The following is a 22,712-nucleotide window of genomic DNA, read 5'->3' on the forward strand; positions in this document are numbered from 1 at the left end:
CATGAAAACATTCACGATATTACTGTTTATCCTTTTTACAGGAGTCTGCATTGCGCAGGAAAGTAAATCTTTAGATACCATTTATGCGAATGATTTCACCAATACCGCGCTCTTTTTTCCGTCACAGGTAAGGCAGGGAACGGTTGGGGCAGAGAACTTCACCTTTAGCTTTAACGAAGCTCGGGCCCAGTATTTAGGATTGCTGAAAGGGCTGCCGGGCAGGGAAAGCAATCTTTTGGTACTTACCGAAGACGGTAGCGTTTATTCTTATATCCTTAGCTATAAAGACAAACTTCCAAAACTGAATTATTTTATAAAGCAAGAAGATCGCATCGGCCAGGAAGCACCCACACCGGATTCTCTGCCTGTCATTGCTGAAGATTCGAAGAAAGACGTGAAAATTCATAAAAAAGAATCAGACAGCCTTGCCAGACGTCAAAATTATCTGGAAAACCTTTCGGCTTATTACCTGAAAACGACTGATGGAAACCTCAAAACAAAGCGGAAGAAGGGGATGAAGATCAGGGTGGAGGACATGATCTATTACAAAGATGAAGTCTTCATGGTGATGGAGATCCAGAACAGATCTGCGATCAATTTCGAATTGGATTATCTGAACATTTACCTGACCAGGGGCAACCGAAAAAGAAATGCTTCTTTCCAAAAGTTATTAATCAATCCGGTCTACCGGCATGAATTTCCCGATTTGGTTTTTCATCAGCAAAAACGACGATTTGTCGTGGTACTGCCGAAATTCACGGTAGGGGAGAATGAGAAGATAGAGGTAGAGCTGAGAGAGCGAAAGGGGAGCCGGTATTTGAGGATGGGGTTTAGGGAATGAGTAAGGGAGGAGAGGCTGAAAAGGGCGGTTGTTGCTTCTAAATTGAAGTCAGCGTACATAAACCCCTATGAATTCTCGGCTCCTTCCGAAATACAAGTACCTATGGACATGGGTAGCCGTGATCCATGGGTCAATTGGTTTGTTTGGACTGGGATGGATCCTCTATCATGTCATAAGTTCCTGATTAATCCACCTTGATTAGAATTTATGATTTTTTTTGATATAAAAGACTGTAGTACGGTATTTTATGTTTTAAATTAGTGATCCTTAAATTCCCCCGAACTTGCTAATTTAAAACCATTGCTATGAGAGGCTACAGTCGCATGTATATTTTGAGCTTCCTGATTTTTTTACAGGGATGTGCCAATCTTGACCCCAAGGGAGGGGGACAGATCAACTATAAACCGGGGGAACGGCAAGTGAACCCCGCAGATGTTTTAGTTCCTGATGGGTATAAAGTAGAAGTGATTGCCCGCGGCCTCACCTTTCCCACTGCGGTTGTGGAAAATGAAGACGGACAGCTTTTTGTCACCGAATCAGGGTACGCCTATGGAGAAATATTTCTTCCGCCAAAACTTTTGCGCGTGAATAGAGATGGAAGTACGGAGCTGCTTGTGGAAGGAGCCAGGAATGGCCCCTGGACCGGAATGACTTATCACAATGGTAATTTTTATGTTGCAGAAGGCGGACAAATGGAAGGCGGAAAGATCCTGCGGATTAGTGGCAATGGTAAAGTGGATACTTTGGTTCAAAACCTTCCCAGTGTAGGCGACCATCATACGAACGGTCCTGCCATAAAAGATAACTATATATATTTCGGGCAGGGCACTGCGACCAATTCGGCCGTGGTCGGTCCCGATAATGCTTCTTTTGGATGGTTGTATCGCAAACCGAAATTTCACGATATTCCCTGTAAGGACGTTGTTCTCAAAGGAATTAACTACACCAGTAAAAACCCATTGACAGATGCCCCTGACGATGAGGTTACGACCGGTGCTTATGTACCTTTTGGAGAAGCTACCAAAAAAGGGCAGGTGATCAAGGGAGAGATTCCCTGCAACGGGGCGATCCTGAGAATTCCCATAGAAGGAGGAGAGCCGGAACTGATGGCCTGGGGATTAAGAAATCCTTACGGGATGGCGTTCTCCTCTTCGGGAGAACTCTTTATTACAGAGAACAGTTATGATGTGAGAGGCAGCAGGCCGGTCTGGGGAACAGGAGATGTGCTTTGGAAGATCAGGGAAGGAACCTGGTACGGATGGCCCGATCATAATGCCGGCCATGAAATCTCGCATATGGAAGTTCCCGATAAGGGAGCGCCCAAATTACTTCTTGATGAATACCCTGATTCCCCACCGCATCCCGTAGCCATATTAGGGGTGCACTCATCTTCCAATGGAATGGACATATCCCGTAATGCCAATTTTGGTTATGAGGGAGAAATCTTTATCGCCCAGTTTGGAGACATGGCACCTAATGTAGGGAAGGTGATGAGACCTGTGGGATTTAAGGTAGTGCGGGTAAATCCCGAGAACGGGGTGGTGGAGAATTTTGCCATCAATAAAGGAAAAGGAAATGGACCGGCAACTTTCCTGAAGACAGGGGGACTGGAAAGACCTGTCTCAGTTCATTTCAATGAAGGAGGGGATGCTTTGTATGTGGTTGATTTCGGAATACTCACTGTATCTGAAGAGGAAGGAGCAAAACCACGTCAGGGAACAGGGGTGATATGGAAAATATCAAAAAAATAAGATGATGGGAGGGAGAATAATTTTTTTAGCGATTGTAATATTGATGGGCATGGGATGTTCATCTTCGAAAAAGGAGGCCAATACTGTAAAGCCATTGGCTAATATGACGAAGGAAGTGCAGGAAGGCAAGGCGCTTTTTAATAAATACTGTAATTCCTGCCATCCGGGAGGTGATGCCGGGCTCGGTGCCCCAATTGTCAGCACATCTGTTCCCGGTTTTGCCATACAATTCCAGATCAGGAATGGTTTAGGAGACATGCCGGCTTTTAGCGAAGAGGAGATATCAGATGAGGAGGTTGACAAGATAGTAGACTATATCCAGGCGCTTAGAGATCGACCTAACTAAAAGAATAACAGAATTTTACGATATAGTTAACCGTGGTTGCAGAAGAAAGGTGATAAATTAATTACTCCGAAATATTTATTAACCATTAATCCAATTAATTATGTTTTACCACGTAAAGGAACTACAGTTCAACGCGAGGGTTTCTCAACCCGATCCTGCTTTTGCGACACTGCTATTGGAGCAATTTGGAGGTGCTAACGGAGAACTCAAAGCTGCGCTTCAGTATTTTACCCAGGCCTTTGCAGCCAAACAGGTACATCCGGACAAGTACGATCTGCTAATGGATATTGCTACTGAGGAATTCAGTCACCTCGAGATCGTGGGCGCCACTATCCAAATGCTCTTAAAAGGGATCCACGGAGATCTGAAAAATGCCGCTGAGGAATCTGAGATCATGGCTCTGCTGAAAGGAAAAGCATCCAAGGAAGACTTTATCCACAATGCCATGGTAAACCCACAGTTCTTCAACCTTTCCGGGGGTGGACCTACACTTTCAGACAGTAATGGAAATCCATGGACCTCGGCTTATGTTACTGCTAATGGAGATCTTTCGGTCGACCTGAGATCCAATATCGCTGCGGAATCCAGAGCGAAAATAGTATATGAATACCTTTTGCAGCATACAGATGATCCTCATGTAAAAGACACTCTAAGATTCCTCATGACACGTGAAGTGGCGCATTTTCAAATGTTCCAGGCTGCCCTGGAGACCATTGAACCCAATTTCCCGCCGGGAGTGTTACAAAGCGATCCAAAATTCAGTAACAAATATTTCAATCTTTCCAACGGAGAAGATGTAAGAGGCCCCTGGAATGAAGGTAAAAGTCCTGAAATGGGTGAGACCTGGGAATATATTTCAGATCCAATAGAGCACATTAGGAAAACCAAAGGATTGACCAAAGGGAACGGCAAAACTGAAAGAGATCCAAAAGAAGTGGATAAAAAGAATAAGGAACTGAGTAAAAAGAAATCTGACGAGATAAAAAAAGCCATGCCTAAAGGTGAGGCGCAATGGAGTAAATATTAGAATTGCTGTTGTATGGAAAATTTCAGGGTAGATTATTTTACCGATCCCCTTTGTTGCTGGAGCTGGGCCCTGGAGCCCCAGCTGCGAAAATTAAGATTTCTCTTAAAAGACCGCCTGCACCTGAATTATGTGATGGGCGGTCTTTTGAGTGAGTGGAAGAATTTTAACGACCAGATGAACGATGTCGCCCGACCTGCACAGCTGGGTCCTCTCTGGATGCAGGCCAGGAATATATCCGGTCAACCTATTGAGGAAAATATCTGGATCTCCAATCCTGTTGATACTTCCTATTTGGCTTGTATGGTGGTCAAGGCAGCAGCTTTACAATCCAAAGTTGCAGAAGAAGCAATGCTGCGGAAGTTAAGGGAAGCAGTAATGATGTACCAAAGAAACATCGGAGAATTAGAGGTTATTTTCGAAGTTGCCGAAGACCTTGATCAAAGGCAAATCCTGAAAAAGGATAAGTTCAGAGATGATCTTTTCTCAGATAAAGTAAGCAAAAACTTTAAAGAAGATCTGCACAAAACAAAAGCCGGGGGAATAACACGCTTTCCCACTTTATTAATCACTTATAAAGAAAAGACCTATCAGATTACCGGCTACAGGCCTTTTTCAGAATTGAAAAAGACATTTTTACTTATGGAGTCAGATCTTGAATTAGACGGAAAAATTGATAAGGAGGATTATCTCAACAGTTGGGAAAATCTTACTGATCGCGAACTGGAGGAAGTGATCACTCCTGCCCACGAACATTGTTCTCAATGATAAAGTGTGAAATTGTTGTCCGATCAAAAAGAAGGAGTTTCTGAAAATTCCTGCTTATCTAATTTTGTTGGGCAGTATGGTGAATTTGGGCTAAAGCCATGACAGCTGTTTTCTATATCCTCCGGCTAAAGCCGGAGGCAATTCAGGCCAAAAAATTAGATGTGATTTCGGTCATTTTATCGATTGCCAGCTGAATCCTTCATTCCGCAGTAAAGAGGACAATAATTCCCTTCGGTGCTCCGGATTAGAAAGTTGTTCTTGGGTGAGGTTTTGTGGACTTATGCTTCCTTCTTTTACCCGGTTCTCCGGCTCAGGAAGAGAAGCTGAAAAATTCTCGTGAAGATGAACTAACAGATTAGTCATGGTATCTCTAAGTAGTTGTAGCTCCTCGCTTCCAACTTCTTTTTCTTTATTATTTTCGGGATCTAATATGATAGTGAGCGCTTCATCCAGTCTTGTGAAGTTGGTGCTGAAACAGTTGTCGGGATTTGAGTGGCTGAAGAAATGCACCACAGGATATGCCTGATGACCTACCAGGTGGTTGTCGATCTTTTCCTGTAGTGAAAGCAGTTGCTGGTCTTTGTAAGAGCTATTGACCTGTCTGAGCTTTTCAGCAACTTCTTCGGGATCTTTTCCAAGATTGGAAATACTTCGGGAAAGGGTCCTTTTTCGTATGACTGCAGAGGAAACAGAGATCAGGTACGTCATAGAACTGGTAAAGAAGATGAATCCAAAAAAGGAAAAAATACTGGTCATTATTTCGAAAAAGGACGTGGTGGGTTTAAAATTCCCCAAGCCCAGGGTAGACAGCACGTAGCCTGTGTAGTAGAGCCTTTCCACCCAATTGGCAGGTCGGGAATCACTGTTGGTAATTCCCGAAGGATCGTAGGAGTAGACCAGGAACAAGCCAAGCCACACCAGTAAGATCCAGACAAAAAGCACCCCAAGGTTTACGATCATGCCACTGTAGTCAAATATTTTTCTTCCAAAAATCTTTGAACTTAGTCGGGTGGCGACGTAGGAGAAGCTCGCTACAGATTTTGAAATGAACCCAGCGCCACTTCCGGAGAGGGTGGTAAAAAAGAAATCATAAATGGTAATAAGAAGCAGGATGATTCCTGCAACTAAAAAAACTTGCTCCATAATATTTTTGCGCTTTTTCTAATTTTTTAAAGGTGCAGGTCGGGTTCCTGCACAAGGATCAACAGCATTGAAGGAGATAATTAAGATGCTTAAGTGTCTACTCCATTTTTGTGGGTCCTACTTCGATTTCTCCATATGTTCTTTCATCATCTTCATCATTTGTGGATTATCATGCATTCTCTCCATCATCATTTTCATCATTTCGGGGTTCTGTTCCAGCATTTTTTCCATTCTTTGAATCATCATTTCCCGCATTTTGGGATTTTCCTGCATCATATTTTGCATTGCCTCCATCATTTTGTTCTGCATTTCCGGATTTTGCTGCATTCTTTTTTGCATCTGTTCCATCATCTTTTGGTGCATCTGCGGATTTTCCATCATACGTGACATCATCATTTCCTGCATTTCAGGATTTTCCTGCATCATTTTCATGCGGTGCTCCATCATTTTCTCCTTCATTTCGGGATTTTCCATCATCATGTTCTTCATGTTCTTGCCTTCCATCATAGCCATGTGTCTTTCCATCATAATCATCTGCAACTCCGGGTTATTCTCGGCCATCTCAAGCAGATCAGAAAACATATGTGGATTTGCAACAATATCCTGAAAAATTTCTCTTCGGTTTTGGTCAATTTCGAGGACCTCCGTAGAGTCAAATGTTGCCTTACAACCCACAATAAATAATAAAAGACCGCTGATTATTAAGTTTCTGAAAATATTCATAATAGTTAATATTTATAGTTAGTGATTTGTTTTTGGGTTTAAAAACCCTTCTTTTTTCTATAGATTAATTGTCTTTTCAATTTTTTCAACCTTTATACTTATTTAAAACCATAGGGAGATTCCGCCGCCCGCACCGAAACGATTGTCATAGCTTCCCATTAACCTGACCCCTTTGCTGACCACATACTCCAGACCTACCTGGTATACGGTTTCACTTTCGTAATCTTTGCTCTCTTCCAGGTCCCCGTTCCAGCCAAAGTCTATCTGATACTCATATTCCCCGTACAATTCGAGACGTGGAAAGAGTAGAAGCCCGGCACTAAATGCCACCTGTGGCCGAAGTTTATGATCAATGCTGAGTTCTGAATCTATTAACAGCGGCAGCAGGTACCTTATACCACCAATGGCGGTAGGTTCCAGTTCATCCAGGTTATCTTCTTCCTCGTTCTCAATATTCCCACCGACAAAAACCCTGAAGTAGTCATTGAGATACCTTTCATAGGTAAGGGTGCCTTCAAGGTTTTCATTCCAGCCATACTCGGCCCGCAACCTGAATTGATTCCGAATATTGGTGGTGGTAGCATAAAGTTCTGTCATATGACTGGCACCTGTTACTTCTCCCCAGGTGAAATATTCATTCGCTTCTGTTGTAAGATTGGCTAAAGGATAAGATTTCAGCCGCTCATCGCGCGGAGTGTCATAACTAAAAACCCGGGCCATACCGGCGTTGAGGTGGTAGAGCACATGGCAATGAAAGAACCAGTCCCCATATTCGTTAGCATCAAACTCGATCACAACTTTTTGCATGGGCGCCACATTTACCGTGTGCTTCAATGGGGAATATTCTCCATTCTTGTTGATCACCCTAAAAAAATGGCCGTGAAGGTGCATGGGGTGATGCATCATGGTAAGGTTATTCAGGGTAATCCTCACTCTTTGCCCCTGCTCAATTTTGATCTTGTCAGTTTCGGAAAGGGGAACTCCATTGATACTCCACACGTACCTGTTCATGTTGCCCGTAAGGTTGAATAACATTTCCCTAAGTGGTTGTTCTTCTGAAATTGTGGTTGGTTCAGGGGATTTTAAGTAATCATAATTGAACTGAGGCGATCCCGCTGTTTTCATAGGATCGCCTATTACCAGGGAATCTGGCAGCGGCTTTTTCATAGGGTCCATAAGGTTGGGATCTTTCATTTTGTCCTGAACCAGGGTATCCTTTTTCATGTCTTCATTCATATCCATATCATGCTGGGTATGATCCTCCTGCATTTCCATTCCTTTAGAATCCATATCCATTGCCATGTGGTCCATTTCCATGGCATATTTTTTCATCACCTTAATGGAATCATTTTTCCCTGGTCTGAATTTCGATGCCGGTGCGCCCATTTTCATGTCCATCGCCATCATCTTTTTCATCATTTCAATAAGATCAGGTTCGGGAACCACAGGCGCGGGTATTGTTTCTCCATCTCCTATGTAGGCTGAAGCATGACCCGAACCATCCTGAGAAGTGGCACGAATTTCAAGTTTACCACTTTCCGGAACGGTGACAATGAAGTCATAGGTCTCTGCAACAGCGATGAGGGTTTTATTCTTTTTTATGGGAACTACATCCAACCCGTCGGCAGCTACAAGTAATGGATCTTCACCTCCAAAGGTGATCCAGAAATAAGATGCTGCAGAGGCATTGACAAATCGCAACCGCAGCTTTTCCCCGGGTTCGAAATCAGGATACTGCTGTTCCGGTTTACCGTTTACCAGGAAAAGATCGTGGTAGTTATCAGAAATAGCCATGTCGGGCATCCGTTGCCAGCTCATTTTGAGTTTGGCTCCTAATGCATTTTTGGCCAATACTTTATTGAGGCTTTGAACCTGTCCCTTCTTGATCAGATACCATTCATTCCCTCTTTTGAGATTGCGCAGCTGTTCATGAGGTTTTTCATCCATCCAGTCTGAAAGCACCAGGACAAGATCCTTATCATAATCCATGGTTTGCTCCCGCGGATTTATCTGAATGGAGCCATACACTCCACGTTGCTCCTGGAGCCCGGTATGGGAATGATACCAATAAGTACCCGATTGTTTCAGGGCGAATTCATAAGTGAAGGTCTCTCCCGGTCTTATGGGCGGAGTGGTAAGATAAGGCACGCCGTCAAAGAAATTGGGAAGCAAAAGTCCGTGCCAGTGTACCGAGGTTTCCACATCCATCTTGTTGGTAACATGGATTTTCGCATATTCTCCTTCAGTGAACTCCAGAACAGGCCCCGGAATGCCGCCATTGATGGTCATGGCCTTGACCGGATCCCCGGTGAAATTGACCATCTCTTGATCTATAGTGAGTTCATATTCATGTACCGGCCAGTTATCGACATTTCCTTCAACAGATTGAGGACGTTGAGCAAACACTTGAAGAGAAAATGTGATAGTAAGGAAGAGAGGGAGGAGAAGATTTTTCATTGCGTTTTCTTCAGGATTACACGAATAGGGATTACTTACAAGTTAGTCAGCTTCTACCGTTTTCTATATGAAAGTATTGTTAAAACTCAGCCGGGTACGAATTTCCGGAGCATGGGAAAACACAATACTTTTACCCGTTCGTGACTCTTTGCTTAACAGGTATTTAACCAATTCATCTGTATAAATTGATTAACTTATAGATCCTTCGGAAAAATCCTTAAAATCTATAGTTATGAAAATAAAATTTCTCTTCGTATTGTTCAGTCTTGGATGGGTTCTAACAGGTTCCTCACAGGAATCGGTAGGACTGGAAGTTATTGCAGATAATTTGGTATCCCCGGTGGCCCTGGTAGAATCGCCGGACGAGTCGGGAAGGTATTTCATTGTTGACCAGGTAGGGGTGATCAGGATTCATAATCCTCAAAAGGGTCTTTTGAAAGAGCCTTTCCTGGACCTGAAAGATAAAATTATAAAACTCAAGGACGCCCATGAGGAGAGGGGGCTTCTCGGTCTGGCTTTTCATCCTGATTACAGTGAGAACGGTAGGTTTTTCGTGTATTACAGCGCACCACTGAGTGAGGACGGTCCCAAAGACTGGGATCATACCAGTCATATTTCAGAATTCAGGATCTCTCCTGATAATCCCAATATGGCCGAAAAGTCTTCAGAAAAGATCATTCTGAAGGTGGATCAGCCGCAGGATAACCACAATGCGGGAACTTTGGCATTTGGTCCCGATGATTACCTGTACATCGCCCTTGGTGACGGGGGAGGTGCGAACGATATCGACATGGGTCACGTGCCCGACTGGTATGATGAAAATGCCGGCGGAAACGGACAGGATGTAGAGCAGAATTTACTCGGCAGTATTTTACGGATCGATGTGGATGGAGGGTCTCCCTACGGAATTCCTGAAGACAATCCCTTTGTCGAAAAGGACGGAATGGATGAGATCTATGCCTATGGCCTTCGGAATCCATACAGGTTTTCATTTGACATGAAGGGAAACAATGATCTTATCGCCGGAGATGCGGGACAGGTTCTTTGGGAAGAAGTAAGTGTGATCACAAAAGGTGGCAATTACGGGTGGAATGTGAAAGAAGGAACTCATTGTTTTAATTCCTATAACAACGATAAGGAGAAAAAGGAATGTCCCGAAAAAGATAAGATGGGCAACCCTCTGATAGATCCCGTCATCGAATTTAAACAGGGTGGTACTGACGATGGAGGAAAAGGCCTGGTAGTTATAGGAGGTTATGTCTACAGAGGTGAAATGATTAAAAACCTGGCCGGAAAGTACCTTTTTGGAACCTGGACACAGCATCATGGAAAACCTGCGGGAGCCGTGTTTATGGCAACTCCGCAAGAGACCGGAATGTGGGATTTTCAAGAGCTGAAAATCGCTCAAACCAATTCTACTTCCATAGGTCATTATCTTCTGTCTTTTGGTCAGAACAAAGAGGGAGAAATGTTCGTGCTTACCACCGATGAAGAAGGACCCACAGGGAATACCGGGAAAGTTTTTAAAATGGTTGCTCCTTAAAAAAATAGGTTTATGTGAGGAGCTAGTTCATTCTGGAAGTACCGCGGATCTAATCTCGTCAAAGACAGCGACAGGTTTCAAGGTTGCTTCTTTTCCCTTAGAAGAAGAAATGAAGACCGGCCAATCCCCGGTTGATTCAGGACGGCGGCCGTGGGAACCTTTTACCAGTTCAGGCTTTAACGGAACTACATCCATGAGTGTCCGGAAGCCTAGTTTTTTCCGTAGTAATTTCAGACCTATTCTTAATTTTGGAAATTTAATGTCGGGATCGATAAAGAGCTCGGCAGGGTCATATCCCGGCTTCCGGTGAATGTCGACTGTTCGGGCGTAGTCAGGAGCTTTTTTGTCATCCAGCCAGTAATAGTAACAAAACCAGGAATCCTTGTCGGCAATAGCAACAATATCTCCGGCACGTTCGTGATCCAGGTGATACTCCTTTTTCTCTTCTCCTGTAACTAACTTTTCAATTCCGGGTAGCTGCCCGAGCAGTTTTACTACTTCAGAAATCCTGCTTTTGTCCCTGATGTAAATGTGGGCGACCTGGTGATCACATACAGCAAAAGCTTCACTGGCACCGGCATCAAAAACATCAAGACCCAATTCTTCCCTGACAGCGATGTAGTTCTTTTCCCTTAGCAGCTTGTTGATGAAGACAGGGCGTTCTACTTCAGTTATTCCATATTCCGAAAGTAAAATGACTTCAGCACCTTTCGATTCATAATAGGTGATAAGATCCTGGCATATTTCATCCACCTGTTTCAGGTCTTTGCCAATATCAGGATGATGTGGGCCCAGGCGCTGAAAATTATAATCCAGGTGTGGAATATAAATGAGAGTCAAAGTGGGATCATTTTGTGCATCGACCATCGTCGAGGCACGAGCAATCCATTTTGAAGCCTCAATTGAGGTGGCAGGTCCCCAGAATTTGAACAGAGGAAATTGTCCTAATTCCCTCTGCAGATCAACTCTTAAATGGGAGGGGAAGGTATAGATATCCGGAATTTTCCTGCCGTCTGCAGGATACATGGGGCGAGGGGTGATCGAATAGTCCACAGAGGAATACATATTGTACCACCAGAAAAAATTTGCACAAGTGAAATCCGGATTACTTTTCTTCAGCGTTTCCCAGATCTTTTCGCTTTGTACAAGCTGGTTGGGTTGCCTCCAGAATTTCACTTCACTTTCCTCTTTAAAAAACCAGCCATTGCCTACAATCCCTGTCTCTTCAGGATATTTCCCTGTAAGGTAAGTAGCCTGGGCGCTACACGTAACAGCGGGAAGTACCGGATCTATAGCTCTTACCTGTTTTTTTCCTGCCCACCCTTTTAAGAAAGGTGTTTTGTCTCCCACTAAATTCTTTGAAAGCCCAACTACATTAATAACGACTGTTTTTTTCATTTTTTACAGGTTGCTTAGCACCCACCGATATTCATGGGCAATAGATTCAGTTAAAGAGCTTTGATTCTTTTCGGGCAATACATCCCAGGTGTAGGTCTCTATCTCAAGATGAGAAGTGATCTCCTTCAGGTTTGGTAGGGAAAAAACCTTTTCTATTTGTTGCCGGGTAGAGCAGATCCCATCATATTCCGCAGCAAAAATGGGAACGTGGAAATGAATTCGCCATTCGGTGGAATGGGTCACGGGCAAACTTTCTAAGGCAGCCGGAAGATCTTTATAACGTTCAAAAGAACCGTCGGGTAGTAAACCCACTACCTGATGTAAATAAACAGAATCTGCAAAAGCTGTCAAACGGTCCTGAATTCTTTTCCGCTCAGGTTGCTCCAGGGGAATAGCGATCTTCAAGGCTGAACTTATTTGGATTTTTCCAATCTTTATTCCTGCTTTCTCAAAATTTGCCATGACTTCAGATGGTTCCTCATAAAGAAGGGCAGAATGGCAAACATCATAGCAGATCCTAAGATGATCCAAAATGATGGCATGTGCTTTTTCCGCCGGGACCCTGAGCTTTTTTTGTAGAAGCATCCCAACCTCCTGTACTAAATATTCAAAGAATGCTACCGCCTCGGCTGAACTTTCTACCATTCCATCCGGTTCGGGTTCTATATCCAGATTAATCTCTGTACCTGTACTTTCCTTCAGCTGAAAAAGCAGCTCCACAACAGCAGCGAAATTTTCAGTGATCTTCTGTTCAGTCTCCTTATCATTTTTAATATTTTTCTGAGTAAACCTATAAGATACGGGAGATGTTGAAATGCTGCCTGAACTAATTTCCGCCGGTATAAGCTTGCCCAAAATTTCAATAAGGTCCCCGGTGTATTTTAGTCTTTCCTTAGTGCTCCAGTCGGGGTCATGTACCTTTTCCTTAACATGCGTGGCGTGAAAAGCGCCGTAAGGGAAGCCATTCATGGTGAATACGTACAGGTCGTTTTGTTCAAGCCATTTTTGAAATTTGTCCAGCCCGTTATTTTCCAGGAGACCGGCTGCAGCTTTTGCCGACAATCTCAAGCCGATGCCAAAGGGTGTCTCAGGTGCCAATTTTTCCTTTAAAGGCAGGATATACTTCTTAAGCTGAGTGAAAGTGGTTGCCCAGTCTTCCCCGGGATGCACATTGGTACAGTAGGTAAGATGATAGTTTTTGTATTTCAAGATGCACCAATTTTTTGATCTTCCTTCTCAAGAAAAAGGATAGATTCCTTCATTTTATCCTTATCTATTTGATGTGCCTCTTTCCCCATGCCAATTTCTTCAAGTAGCATAATAGTGAGGTCCCCGCCTAAATGTTCCCGAAATTCCTGAAGGCCTTCGAGCACCTCAAATTCTTTTTCTTCCAATCGAAGTAATTCCGGCGTATATAATCTGAAACCCAGATTCCAAAGTAGTTGAAGCACCTCGTCACAAGTAGATTTTTTTATCAAGCCGGTCTTCCATGAATAGACGCAATCCAGAGAGATTCCTATAGCAACAGCTTCCCCGTGTCTTAAGGAGTAATTGGTGAACTGTTCCAGTTTATGAGCTGCCCAATGGCCAAAATCAAGAGGCCGGGAGGAGCCTGTTTCAAATGCATCTCCCGAAGAGATATGTTCTAAATGAAGCTCTGCACATCTATAAATGAGGTACTGCATACTTTCATTATCCCGGTTGACCAGTCTTTCGGTGTCATTCTTAATCCAGTCAAAAAAATTCCTGTCTTTAATAAGGGCCACTTTCACGGCTTCAGAAATGCCGCCTCGCCAGTCTCTTTCTTCTAAAGTTCGTAAAAACTGCTGATCATTGATGACAGCGAAGGGAGGGGTGAAGGTTCCCAGGAAATTCTTTTTGTTGTACCAGTTTATTCCATTTTTGACGCCCACGCCCGAATCATTCTGGGATAAAACAGTGGTGGGAACTCTTATCAGTCTTACTCCGCGATGCGCAATGCCTGCTGCAAATCCTGCGGCATCGAGCACGGCGCCTCCTCCAATAGCTACTACAAACGAATGCCTGGAAATGCCATATTTATTAATTTGATCCAGAACAGAAGTAACGTGATCTAAATTGTTCTTGCTCTCTTCGCCACCCGGTAGAATGATGGGATCGGGAAAATCCTCGAGTTGTAAAATATCTTCGCAGTAAGTCCTGATTTTTTCCTGAAGGCCCGGTGTTTTTTCAAGTAAACCACTGTCAACCACAAATAAGAGCTTTAATTTTTTTTCTGTCTTTCTACTGAATACCTGCTTAAAAGTGGGATTTGCAGGGGCAAAAAGATCTTCGGTAAAATACACGTCATACGCTACAGGTAGAGTGAAGCTTTGCCGGATGTTTGTTTTTTGAGCACTTATTTTGGAATTCATAACAAGGTTTTAAGTGACCGGGAACAATTTTCCGGTCAGGAAAGAAAAGGGTAAAAGAGTCAACACCACAAGCCCAAAAACAAGACCTGCTGAGGAAGCCGCAATGGCTGCGTTCATAACAATCAGGGAGATAATCCCCACTTTTACAGCCAGGCGTATTTTCTTAGCTGAAGGTTCTTTAATAGCCCGAACAAGGGGAAGCAGGATAAGAGCTGCAAACAGGATTACGAACAGAACAGTGTAAAAGAAGTCGCTGGCTTCTGATTCATATCCCAAATATGCAATAGCTGTAATGACCAAAAGATAAAAAAAAGCTGCCACATATAAGGGTTTCCGGGTAGAACCTGTTACCTCACCTTTGCTAATGGAGGTTATGGCTGCAATGTAAATTACCGGAATGAATAGCAGGTACCAGTTTTCCGCAGTGATAGCAGGAAGTATTGACATTCCCAGGAGGAGATTTAAACCCCTGCAAAGCCCCATATTTATGGGGCCTATCCAGTCAATATGTTTCCCTTTGGCGTCATAAGCGGTGGCTAAAACTGCAATAGCCACTGCCAAAAACCCTGAAACTACATTAACCACAAAAGAAGCTGCTATTCCTATCAGAAAAAGCACCACTCCCAGGGTCAAAGCCTCGTTTTTGGTTACCTGTCCACTTGGAATAGGCCGTTCCGGTCGTTCCTGTTGATCTATTTCGGCATCAAAATAATCGTTCAGGACTACCCCGCCACCATACAAGCCTGCTGTCGCCAACAATAACAGGTAGAGATCTGCACTATAAAATACGATTAAACCTCCGGCAACAATTGATGATCCCGCAAGTATATCTGCAAAAGCGGTTATGATATTTGCAGGCCTCATTAGCTTCAGGTATGGCAACATTTATTCTACTTTATTAGGATGTCCTCTTCGTTTGATTGAGAAGTCGGAATTTGTTCCCCACGTAGAACCGAATTTCCCGAGAATTTGGCATTGAGATCAATTTCTTTTTCCGTTTCCCAGTCCTCTTCTTTCATTTGTCCGCTGCGTCCAAATGCAGCCAGGGCATTGCTGTAGGTCACCTTTTCAATATCTTTTTTATCAATACCTTTTTTTTGCATTAAGGCAGCTGTTTTCGGGACTGCAAGAGGATCACTAATCCCCCAGTCGGCGGCACTGTTTACAAATATATTCTTTGAACCGTATTGCTTCACAACCTCCACCATTCGCTCATTGCCCATTTTTGTGTTGGGATATATGGTGAACCCCGCCCAAAATCCTCTGTCGAGAACTTCTTTGACTGTCTCTTCGTTGTTGTGGTCTATTATTACCCATTCCGGGTCAAGTCCATGCTCCAGACAGATATCCATACTTAAAGAGGTTCCTTTTTTCTTGTCCCTGTGGGGCGTATGGATCTGCACAGGCAGCTCCAGCTCTTTTGCCAGATCCAACTGTTTTCTGAAATATTTTTCTTCTGCTTTTGTTTGTTCGTCAAATCCTATTTCCCCTATTCCCACAACACCTTCCTTGAGAGCAAACCGGGGCAGCAGATCCATCACTTGTTCTGCCAGTTCTTCATTATTGGCTTCCTTTGAATTCAGGCCAATGGTGCAATAGTGCTTGATGCCGAACTGGCTCGCCCTGAACCTTTCCCAGCCTATCAGGCTACTGTAATAATCCTTAAATGTGCCTACACTTGTTCTCAACTGGCCCAGCCAAAAAGAAGGCTCAATTATAGCTACAATTCCTGCCTCGCGCATACGACTGTAGTCATCGGTAGTTCGGGATGTCATGTGAATGTGTGGATCTATAAACTTCATTGGTGTTGTTTTTATGTTTGTATTTGAGTTTCCCATTTTTTCTGTAAGTTTTCCCACTTTTGGGAATCCGGGATTGAAGAATTTTTATGCTGCTCATATGAAAGGGAAACGGCTTCTTCATTTACGGCACCCATTTGTTTTGCCCTTGTTCTAAATTCCCGGAAGAGATCTTCAGTCAAGGCAGGAGTAATTAATCGCCAGACGAGTGGATTAACCTCCCTGCCGGCAGACCATCTTTCTGAGACCAAATCGAGCAGTAACTCAGCAAGTACCGGATTGGCACGTTCGGGGATGCCGACAATCTTCCAAAAAGGTCTCTCCATAAATGCGGCTTTAAGAACCAGCCGATTATAAGCTTCTTCTGAAAAATGTTCATAAGGATAAGGATTTTCCAATGTAATGGTGTCAAAGACAGAGGTAGCATTAGAACGGGTACCGTTGTAAGCTATTTGGAGAAACCTTTCAGGATTAGGAAACAATGGTAGAGCTGAATAAATAGCGATTTGTTCATTTAGATCTGCAGTTTCCAACAATTTTTCAACTGTACCTGAAAATTCTTCCGGCTTCTCTGACGCAAAAGAAAGCAGAAGCAGAATTCTTGCCGCCTGTTCTGAATCCAGGTTCTCCGGATGCCAGTCCTTTTTCAAGGCCTGAGCTTTATGAAATTCTTCAGGTCCGATATTTAGATCTTTTCGAGTGATATTTCGCGGAACTTTTGAGAAAGCTAATACGAGGTCCCTTTTATTTCCCTGAGATCTAAATTTTTTTTCTTCCTCCTCAAGCCATTTTACTTCTTCCGGAGAACAAACCTCAGCTATCCATTCTAGTAGTAGTTTTTGCAGCTGTTTCATTGTAATTAATTTATGGTTGCAGTTCGATGTACCAATGCCTTTTTAATATAAGAAATCTAATCTCCATCCTCTGTTGTAGTAATCTTAATTTCAGCTATAAGAGGGGGTGGTGCTTTTCCTCTTTTTTCGAAAGATCAGGTTTAACAAAAGGGCAAAAATTAGGATGAGCAGTCCGAAAAATTCCCTGGTGGCTTCTATCCAGGGCTTATCATCAGACATGGAATCGGTGATGTTTTCCGCAGAATGCAAGCTGAACCATGTGTAGACGCCATTGGGAGCAAAGAATAAGTAAATAGCGTAAAAAACGAAAACGACCAGACCTGCATAATGCAAAACTCTACTATCCTTCCCGAAAATAGATAGGGTAGAGGATAATGCCCCGTAGCCATATATTGACATCCATAAAAATGGGTCCGGGTCGTTGTGTTGTACAAAGGCAGAAATCAAAAAAATAACTGCAAAAAATGCATTGGCTATTTTCACAAAAGTTGGTTTTGAACATTAGTCACCTCTTCGCCCCACATGGAGCCGGAGCTTTTCAACTAAGGTTATGCACGGATTTTAGAAGTATTGCGAATTTAACTCCAGTTTTGTTAATCCTCTAGATCTATGGTTTCTTTATCGACCCAACCTTCAAAATCCGGAACCGGGCGCTCCTTTTTTTCTTCCTCTGTTTCTACGATGCCGTTCTCTCTTATGTCATTTATAAGCCATTGCATTTCCATGATCTCCCTACGCTGCGCCTTAATGATTTTATCTGCAAGCTCTCTTACCCTAACATCTTCTATTTGAGAACGCTCGCTGGTTAGAATAGCAATGGAATGGTGAGGTATCATGCCTTCCATATAATCTGTATCCGAAACGGTTACCTGGCTTCGTACCAGCCATATCGAACCACCTATTAATATGACTCCGAAAGCAAGAGTGAGCATATTAGCTTTCCTGTTTTTGTACATGTTGAGCATATACAATAACATGATAATAATCATTGCCCCTCCCATTATCATTGTCATAAACAGTCGGGTTTCACTATACCAAAAATGATCTATAATTTGGTAAGAATGTGTATACATCAGAAAGAACATAGCAACCATTGAAGTTGCTATCATTAAAAAAAACTTTATGTAAGGCTTTTTGTTGTTTTGATTATTTTCCATTTTTTAGATTGTTTGGTTAGAAATTATTTTTGATTTGAGCTTAATTTAATTCGCCATTGAAGGCTTTTTTCAAATTAAATAGTTTATGGATTTAATGATATGAAAATTGTGTTAAATCTAATTTTTTGTCTTGGGAGTTTTTTCAGGATGACTTTCAAATAAAGACTCCATCTGAAATAAACAACAGGTAAACCACGTGTTGGTAATTTTCACTTCTTACAAATTAGTCTTTGTTCCTGTTTGTACGCAGGTAGTGCAGATATTCTGCGATATTTTCTACCTGTTCATCTGAAAGTTGTTCTTCATTAAATGCGGGCATAACCCCAATTCCGTTTCTTATCTGAAATTTAATAAGAGCCTTCGGCAGAGGTTTATTTATAATAGCCAGCCCCACACCGGACATTGCTTCAGGATGGCATGAGGCACAATAATTATCAAAAAGTATTCTCCCGTTTTGAAGCTGCTCTGTTGGCAGCGTGACAACCTCAGCATAGGGTTTTATCTTTGGGGCAGAGCAGCTAATAATTGCAATGCCTGCTGAAAGGGCTACAGCTCTAAACCAGCAATTTCTTCCTTTTAGTCTTGTCTTGTTACTTTCCATACCACTCCGGAGTTTTTAATAGGGTTAGCACCTTCCTTGCTGGTCGCAAGGATTCCAAAATCTGTAATATATAATGCAGTACCATCGGGACTAAACTGCACTGACACCGGTCTTTCCAAACCTCCTGTTTCCAACCGGGAGGCAGGTCCATTCTTTTTAGCTTTATTGGTGGCGAAATCTTCAGCTATTCCCGATCCTACATCTACACGTACAACCCGATATCCAACGGGCGACAACACCTTTCCTACTCCCGGTGCCATATCTCCAAACTGGGCTATAAAAGCCTGTCCTTCAAAGCCAAAGTTTGCGTTTGTGGAAAAACTTATTCCGTTGGAGGAGGAGTGAACCCCTAGGCTAGCCACCGGCTGTGGCGGCGTACCGGGATCATTCACCAGTATTTTTTGTGGGTCTTCTTTTCCAGGGACCTCCAAGTGCGTTATGGACATACTGCCATTATAGTCTGGCCATCCATACCAGGCATCCTGCTCTAGTTTAAACAGCAAATCTCCTGTTCCCCAAACGGGACGGCTACCACGAACATCATAAGAGTCATTGGTAACATAAATCTGTCCATCTGGGTCTAAAGCGAGACCGTAAGGATTTCTGAACCCCCAGGCTACCAGCTCAAGATCTCCACCATTGATTGGTACCCGCATTACAGCACCGGTACAGGGAATTGCTCCCTTTATCACTTCGTTTGGTTCGGCTTTTTGATTATAAGAAAGAAAGGGACCTGTAACTGCTTTATCATCTGGATCTTCACTCAGGACATTTTTTGTCTCACTGTTTATTGCGTTTACAGTAATATCCTTACATGGGATATCGTGAAAATCGGGAAAACGGTGGAGCCAGCCAAAAGAGGCATTGTCATTACCCACTATTCCGGAATTGGTTGCTGTGCCTTGTCCAAAATATAGATATCCATCTTTTATGACCGGTCCGTTTGTATGGTGGTCCCCAAGGCTTGGTAAGCCCTCTACCAATACCTGTGAAGTACCTTCTTTACTCACTTTGAGTATTTTTCCTCCCTCGAGCTGCCCTCCTTCAGCTATATAAAAGTGACCGTTGCTATAGGTAATCCCATTCCAAGGTCCATTTTTTTGACCCGTGTATAAAGTAGTTGTGGAACCATTCGGCTGTATTCTGAGTAATTTTGGAGCTATAAAAACTTCTCCATAGGAGTAACCTGCTTCTATAACATAAGTATTGCCTTCCTCATCAAAGGTAACGGCGGTGGGAAAAGTTAATCCTTCTGTGACGACTTCTATTTTATACCCATCAGGTAAAAGCACATCAGTGGACTCTATATTTCGCTTTTCGGGAACATCATCCAGCTATCCGCCGCCTTTAGAAGGCATTATGCGATAGCAACTTTGGTTGATCAGCAGAATAGCAAAGAGTACTATTAATACATACTTTATCTTCATCTTTTTATCCTTTTCTATAGTGGAGACAGCTTTTCATACAATTATTGTTGGACTAGTAAATCATTGAAGGGCTACAGGCAAGTTTATTTACTATGATTATCATAGTCAAAATATCCTAATTCCAGGCCTACAGCCCCTGAGTCATAAAATTGTATTGCAGCTTAGGCAGCTTCTGCCCACCACCACCAGATTAGTAGAAGGACTATAATTGTCCCTATGATCCAATACCATATATTCTTTCTTTTTTTTTCTCTTTCCGTTTCCATGTTTTCTGGTTTTTAGTTATTGATAATAAGGTTCTTCCTTTTGAAGGCTGCCTAGGTCTATAGAGTTAATCTTTACTTTTGTGTTTTAATTTTTTTTGCGTTTTTCCGCAGAGTAGAACATATACATAGAAGACTACCAAACAATTCTCCAATCCGACTTCCTACAACAAAGCCAAAAAAAGCTCCGGGATCTCGGTTTCCTGCCGACATTTGTCCCAAACCTACCACAGACCATACACCGTCCGCCAACATCCATGCAATGAATTTATGTAAAACACCACCATCAACGCGGCCTAATCAGGTCACTTGAGGCACCTGCATATTCATACTTAAACGAGTAAAAGCCATAAAGCCAAAACCGCTCCTAGAAAGAGTAAAACTGTAGCTGTAATTTCCATTCCCGGTATTTTTTTATTGTTTGCTTATTTTCCAGATTACACCTGTAAAAGGGTGGGCGTTCATTCCCGTATCATCAAATTCGACTACTCCAAAATCTACGATATACAAATTTCCCTGGGAGTCCCACTCTAATTGAATAGGGCGCTCCAAACCAGCCCCTTGGCCAGCCGAGGCTGGAAGTCCGGATTTGTTATAAATGAAATCTTTGGCTTCTCCGGTAGATAGATTAACCTGTTGAACCTTAAAGCCGGGCCAATTGTATTGTACACCTTCGGGAGCTTCAGATTCGGGGGGAACACCGGGAGGGCGATTGGGATGAAATTTTTCTCCTTTAAAAACGGGAACAATAGCGCCAAATTCAGCGACCAGGATTTCATTTTCGGGAACGTTCATAGTTCCCTGGCCGAAAACCATGCCCTGAGTTGCTGCATGAGACGACAATTTTGCAAGAGGTTGTATAGGTTTATCTTTACCTTTTAAGAGTTTGCGGTGAGTTTCAGGAGTGAGGACAAATTTTCGGTCTTCTTTTTTGACACCAAAACGTTCGTTTGTAATGGGGAGTCCACTGTAAAAGTCGGGCCAGCCATACCATTCTCCTTCTATCACTTCATAAATTGGTTCCCAGTCAAACATCAATCCGCGGGGAGGCATGGGATTTGCACTGTTCATTGTCGTGATCAATCTTCCGTCGGGACTAAAGCGATAACCCAAACTACTGCGCAGCCCCCATGCGATCCTTTCAATATTGGAGCCGTCCAAATCGCTTACATAAAAAGCGCCATTTGCAATCTTTTCACCAGGGATAACCTGCCCCGCAGTAGTGGTCTCTCCTAAAGCGGCATAGGCTCCGGTTTTTACAGAGTCTGCTTCTGTTATTGTAACTTTGGAAGTGGGAACCCAAAAGTTTTGGCCGGTAAGTGTAACATCTTCTCCTGGTATTTCCCGGGCCTGGGGTTTGTTGAACTGGTCTATCACCCGCACCCAATGTGCTTCAATCACTCCACTGTTTCCCTGGGTGGAGAGGAACCAGTACATTTTGTCATCTTTGAAAATTGGCTTTGCATTAAGAAATTCTCCCCAGGAAGGGAGGCCGCTTATGATAGATTCGAATTCCCGGTTTTCCAGGTTTAACACGGAATATCTGCTGCGGTGAGAGACATATAGATTGCCTTTGTAGAAGGTCACGCCTGTGACCGGCGGGATAAGCCCCTCTTCCATGTCTTCGGAAGATTCTTCTTCCTTTATTTCGGTCATGGGGACCACCTGATCGAAGAATACCTGCAGTTTTTTGCCGGGACTTCCCTTAAGGATCCGGGCTTCGGGAGCGCGTGGAGGTTTTGTTCCGTAAGTATGTCCTCCCGCTTCGGCTATGTAGTAATTCCCTTCCTTGTCAAATGTGATATCTACAGGATAGGTGAGCCCTTCTACAAGGGCTTCGATCTTGTAGCCTGCCGGCACGACAATATCTGTGGCATTTACTTTCCGTTGTGTGGGCTGGGATACTTGTTAGATTACTTCCTCTTCGTCTCCTCGTTCTTCTTCGGCTTTTTTACAGGAAAAGACCAGGAAAAGAACAATAAGAAAATATGGGGAAAATTTCTTCATTGTCTTACTTAATTGATTAGCTACTTAAAAGTAAGAACGAAGCAGCTGCTGAACAAATCATTAACAGGATTTCACAGAAGATTATGATACCTTTTAGATAGTGAACGCCAGCAATGAAAGGAGGTGCTTTTACAATAATCTTAAGAAAATAATTGTTCACTAATTGTAATTTCGAATCAGGGAGATTAATTCCATGGGATATCTTTTTCCTGTTGAG

20 protein-coding genes are annotated in these 22,712 nt (G+C 43.0%); 6 read left to right on the top strand and 14 right to left on the bottom strand.

All coding sequences use genetic code 11. The annotated features are described in order from the left end of the window. Position 1 precedes the first annotated feature (1 nt). The 5 genes from ACXYMT_RS11740 to ACXYMT_RS11760 all read left to right on the top strand — a co-directional run bounded on the left by ACXYMT_RS11740 (position 2) and on the right by ACXYMT_RS11760 (position 4,730). A complete protein-coding gene (locus ACXYMT_RS11740) occupies positions 2-841 on the top strand; it encodes a DUF4138 domain-containing protein (protein ID WP_459059303.1) in 840 nt (279 codons plus the stop codon). Positions 842-1,146: 305 nt separating this feature from the next. After that, on the top strand, positions 1,147-2,592 hold the full coding sequence (locus ACXYMT_RS11745; protein WP_459059304.1) for a PQQ-dependent sugar dehydrogenase: 1,446 nt from the start codon (positions 1,147-1,149) through the stop codon (positions 2,590-2,592). Positions 2,593-2,641: 49 nt separating this feature from the next. After that, positions 2,642-2,938: a c-type cytochrome gene (locus ACXYMT_RS11750; RefSeq protein ID WP_459059305.1), complete on the top strand. Its 297-nt coding sequence runs from the start codon at positions 2,642-2,644 to the stop codon at positions 2,936-2,938. Between the two features lie 100 nt (positions 2,939-3,038). Continuing rightward, entirely contained in the window at positions 3,039-3,965 is a 927-nt protein-coding gene (locus tag ACXYMT_RS11755) for a manganese catalase family protein (RefSeq protein ID WP_459059306.1), read from the top strand. A 12-nt stretch (positions 3,966-3,977) separates the two neighbouring features. Beyond that, entirely contained in the window at positions 3,978-4,730 is a 753-nt protein-coding gene (locus tag ACXYMT_RS11760; RefSeq protein ID WP_459059307.1) for a DsbA family protein, read from the top strand. Between the two features lie 171 nt (positions 4,731-4,901). On the opposite strand, the gene ACXYMT_RS11765 is transcribed toward ACXYMT_RS11760, so the two are convergent. From ACXYMT_RS11765 to ACXYMT_RS11775, 3 genes are all read right to left on the bottom strand, one after another. Further along, on the bottom strand, positions 4,902-5,873 hold the full coding sequence (locus ACXYMT_RS11765; protein ID WP_459059308.1) for an ion channel: 972 nt from the start codon (positions 5,871-5,873) through the stop codon (positions 4,902-4,904). 117 nt (positions 5,874-5,990) lie between these two features. Beyond that, a complete protein-coding gene (locus ACXYMT_RS11770; RefSeq protein WP_459059309.1) occupies positions 5,991-6,596 on the bottom strand; it encodes a hypothetical protein in 606 nt (201 codons plus the stop codon). 102 nt (positions 6,597-6,698) lie between these two features. Then, positions 6,699-9,053: a multicopper oxidase domain-containing protein gene (locus tag ACXYMT_RS11775; RefSeq protein ID WP_459059310.1), complete on the bottom strand. Its 2,355-nt coding sequence runs from the start codon at positions 9,051-9,053 to the stop codon at positions 6,699-6,701. 232 nt (positions 9,054-9,285) lie between these two features. Here ACXYMT_RS11775 and ACXYMT_RS11780 point away from each other — a divergent pair, with 232 nt between their 5' ends. Further along, positions 9,286-10,596 carry a PQQ-dependent sugar dehydrogenase gene (locus ACXYMT_RS11780; RefSeq protein ID WP_459059311.1) on the top strand — a complete coding sequence of 437 codons (1,311 nt, stop codon included), beginning with the start codon at positions 9,286-9,288 and terminating at the stop codon, positions 10,594-10,596. Between the two features lie 27 nt (positions 10,597-10,623). Here ACXYMT_RS11780 and ACXYMT_RS11785 read toward each other — a convergent pair whose 3' ends face one another. The 11 genes from ACXYMT_RS11785 to ACXYMT_RS11835 all read right to left on the bottom strand — a co-directional run bounded on the left by ACXYMT_RS11785 (position 10,624) and on the right by ACXYMT_RS11835 (position 22,348). Then, complete coding sequence (locus tag ACXYMT_RS11785; protein ID WP_459059312.1) at positions 10,624-11,994, bottom strand: alkaline phosphatase family protein; 1,371 nt, start codon at positions 11,992-11,994, stop codon at positions 10,624-10,626. Positions 11,995-11,997: 3 nt separating this feature from the next. Beyond that, positions 11,998-13,203, bottom strand: a complete 1,206-nt coding sequence (gene eboE / locus ACXYMT_RS11790) for a metabolite traffic protein EboE (protein WP_459059313.1) — start codon at positions 13,201-13,203, stop codon at positions 11,998-12,000. Next, positions 13,200-14,387 carry a 3-dehydroquinate synthase gene (locus ACXYMT_RS11795; RefSeq protein WP_459059314.1) on the bottom strand — a complete coding sequence of 396 codons (1,188 nt, stop codon included), beginning with the start codon at positions 14,385-14,387 and terminating at the stop codon, positions 13,200-13,202. The genes eboE and ACXYMT_RS11795 overlap by 4 nt, the downstream gene beginning before the upstream one ends. 9 nt (positions 14,388-14,396) lie before the next feature. Continuing rightward, the gene (gene eboC / locus ACXYMT_RS11800) at positions 14,397-15,251 is read right to left on the bottom strand and encodes a UbiA-like protein EboC (RefSeq protein WP_459059315.1); all 855 of its coding nucleotides are present in this window, start codon (positions 15,249-15,251) and stop codon (positions 14,397-14,399) included. A gap of 26 nt (positions 15,252-15,277) precedes the next feature. Further along, positions 15,278-16,189, bottom strand: a complete 912-nt coding sequence (locus ACXYMT_RS11805) for a TatD family hydrolase (protein WP_459059316.1) — start codon at positions 16,187-16,189, stop codon at positions 15,278-15,280. Positions 16,190-16,200: 11 nt separating this feature from the next. Continuing rightward, positions 16,201-17,040, bottom strand: a complete 840-nt coding sequence (locus tag ACXYMT_RS11810) for an EboA domain-containing protein (RefSeq protein ID WP_459059317.1) — start codon at positions 17,038-17,040, stop codon at positions 16,201-16,203. A gap of 90 nt (positions 17,041-17,130) precedes the next feature. After that, positions 17,131-17,523: a transmembrane 220 family protein gene (locus ACXYMT_RS11815; RefSeq protein ID WP_459059318.1), complete on the bottom strand. Its 393-nt coding sequence runs from the start codon at positions 17,521-17,523 to the stop codon at positions 17,131-17,133. A gap of 110 nt (positions 17,524-17,633) precedes the next feature. Continuing rightward, positions 17,634-18,053: a DUF305 domain-containing protein gene (locus ACXYMT_RS11820; RefSeq protein WP_459059319.1), complete on the bottom strand. Its 420-nt coding sequence runs from the start codon at positions 18,051-18,053 to the stop codon at positions 17,634-17,636. 367 nt (positions 18,054-18,420) lie between these two features. Beyond that, positions 18,421-18,798 (bottom strand): c-type cytochrome, encoded by a 378-nt coding sequence (locus tag ACXYMT_RS11825; protein WP_459059320.1) that lies wholly within the window; start codon positions 18,796-18,798, stop codon positions 18,421-18,423. After that, the gene (locus ACXYMT_RS11830) at positions 18,774-20,090 is read right to left on the bottom strand and encodes a PQQ-dependent sugar dehydrogenase (protein ID WP_459059321.1); all 1,317 of its coding nucleotides are present in this window, start codon (positions 20,088-20,090) and stop codon (positions 18,774-18,776) included. The genes ACXYMT_RS11825 and ACXYMT_RS11830 overlap by 25 nt, the downstream gene beginning before the upstream one ends. Before the next feature lie 812 nt (positions 20,091-20,902). Further along, complete coding sequence (locus tag ACXYMT_RS11835; RefSeq protein WP_459059322.1) at positions 20,903-22,348, bottom strand: hypothetical protein; 1,446 nt, start codon at positions 22,346-22,348, stop codon at positions 20,903-20,905. Positions 22,349-22,712: the final 364 nt, after the last annotated feature.

This window comes from Salinimicrobium sp. CAU 1759, assembly GCF_054482715.1.

Excerpts from the sequence above, each read along its gene's own strand:
- ACXYMT_RS11765 (WP_459059308.1), bottom strand. The coding sequence starts at position 5,873 with ATGGAGCAAGTTTTTTTAGTTGCAGGAATCATCCTGCTTCTTATTACC.
- ACXYMT_RS11810 (WP_459059317.1), bottom strand. The coding sequence starts at position 17,040 with ATGAAACAGCTGCAAAAACTACTACTAGAATGGATAGCTGAGGTTTGT.
- ACXYMT_RS11820 (WP_459059319.1), bottom strand. The coding sequence starts at position 18,053 with ATGACAATGATAATGGGAGGGGCAATGATTATTATCATGTTATTGTAT.
- ACXYMT_RS11775 (WP_459059310.1), bottom strand. The coding sequence starts at position 9,053 with ATGAAAAATCTTCTCCTCCCTCTCTTCCTTACTATCACATTTTCTCTT.
- ACXYMT_RS11760 (WP_459059307.1), top strand. The coding sequence starts at position 3,978 with ATGGAAAATTTCAGGGTAGATTATTTTACCGATCCCCTTTGTTGCTGG.
- ACXYMT_RS11740 (WP_459059303.1), top strand. The coding sequence starts at position 2 with ATGAAAACATTCACGATATTACTGTTTATCCTTTTTACAGGAGTCTGC.
- ACXYMT_RS11805 (WP_459059316.1), bottom strand. The coding sequence starts at position 16,189 with ATGAAGTTTATAGATCCACACATTCACATGACATCCCGAACTACCGAT.
- ACXYMT_RS11795 (WP_459059314.1), bottom strand. The coding sequence starts at position 14,387 with ATGAATTCCAAAATAAGTGCTCAAAAAACAAACATCCGGCAAAGCTTC.
- eboC (WP_459059315.1), bottom strand. The coding sequence starts at position 15,251 with ATGAGGCCTGCAAATATCATAACCGCTTTTGCAGATATACTTGCGGGA.
- ACXYMT_RS11780 (WP_459059311.1), top strand. The coding sequence starts at position 9,286 with ATGAAAATAAAATTTCTCTTCGTATTGTTCAGTCTTGGATGGGTTCTA.
- ACXYMT_RS11750 (WP_459059305.1), top strand. The coding sequence starts at position 2,642 with ATGGGATGTTCATCTTCGAAAAAGGAGGCCAATACTGTAAAGCCATTG.
- ACXYMT_RS11825 (WP_459059320.1), bottom strand. The coding sequence starts at position 18,798 with ATGGAAAGTAACAAGACAAGACTAAAAGGAAGAAATTGCTGGTTTAGA.
- ACXYMT_RS11785 (WP_459059312.1), bottom strand. The coding sequence starts at position 11,994 with ATGAAAAAAACAGTCGTTATTAATGTAGTTGGGCTTTCAAAGAATTTA.
- ACXYMT_RS11745 (WP_459059304.1), top strand. The coding sequence starts at position 1,147 with ATGAGAGGCTACAGTCGCATGTATATTTTGAGCTTCCTGATTTTTTTA.
- ACXYMT_RS11770 (WP_459059309.1), bottom strand. The coding sequence starts at position 6,596 with ATGAATATTTTCAGAAACTTAATAATCAGCGGTCTTTTATTATTTATT.
- ACXYMT_RS11755 (WP_459059306.1), top strand. The coding sequence starts at position 3,039 with ATGTTTTACCACGTAAAGGAACTACAGTTCAACGCGAGGGTTTCTCAA.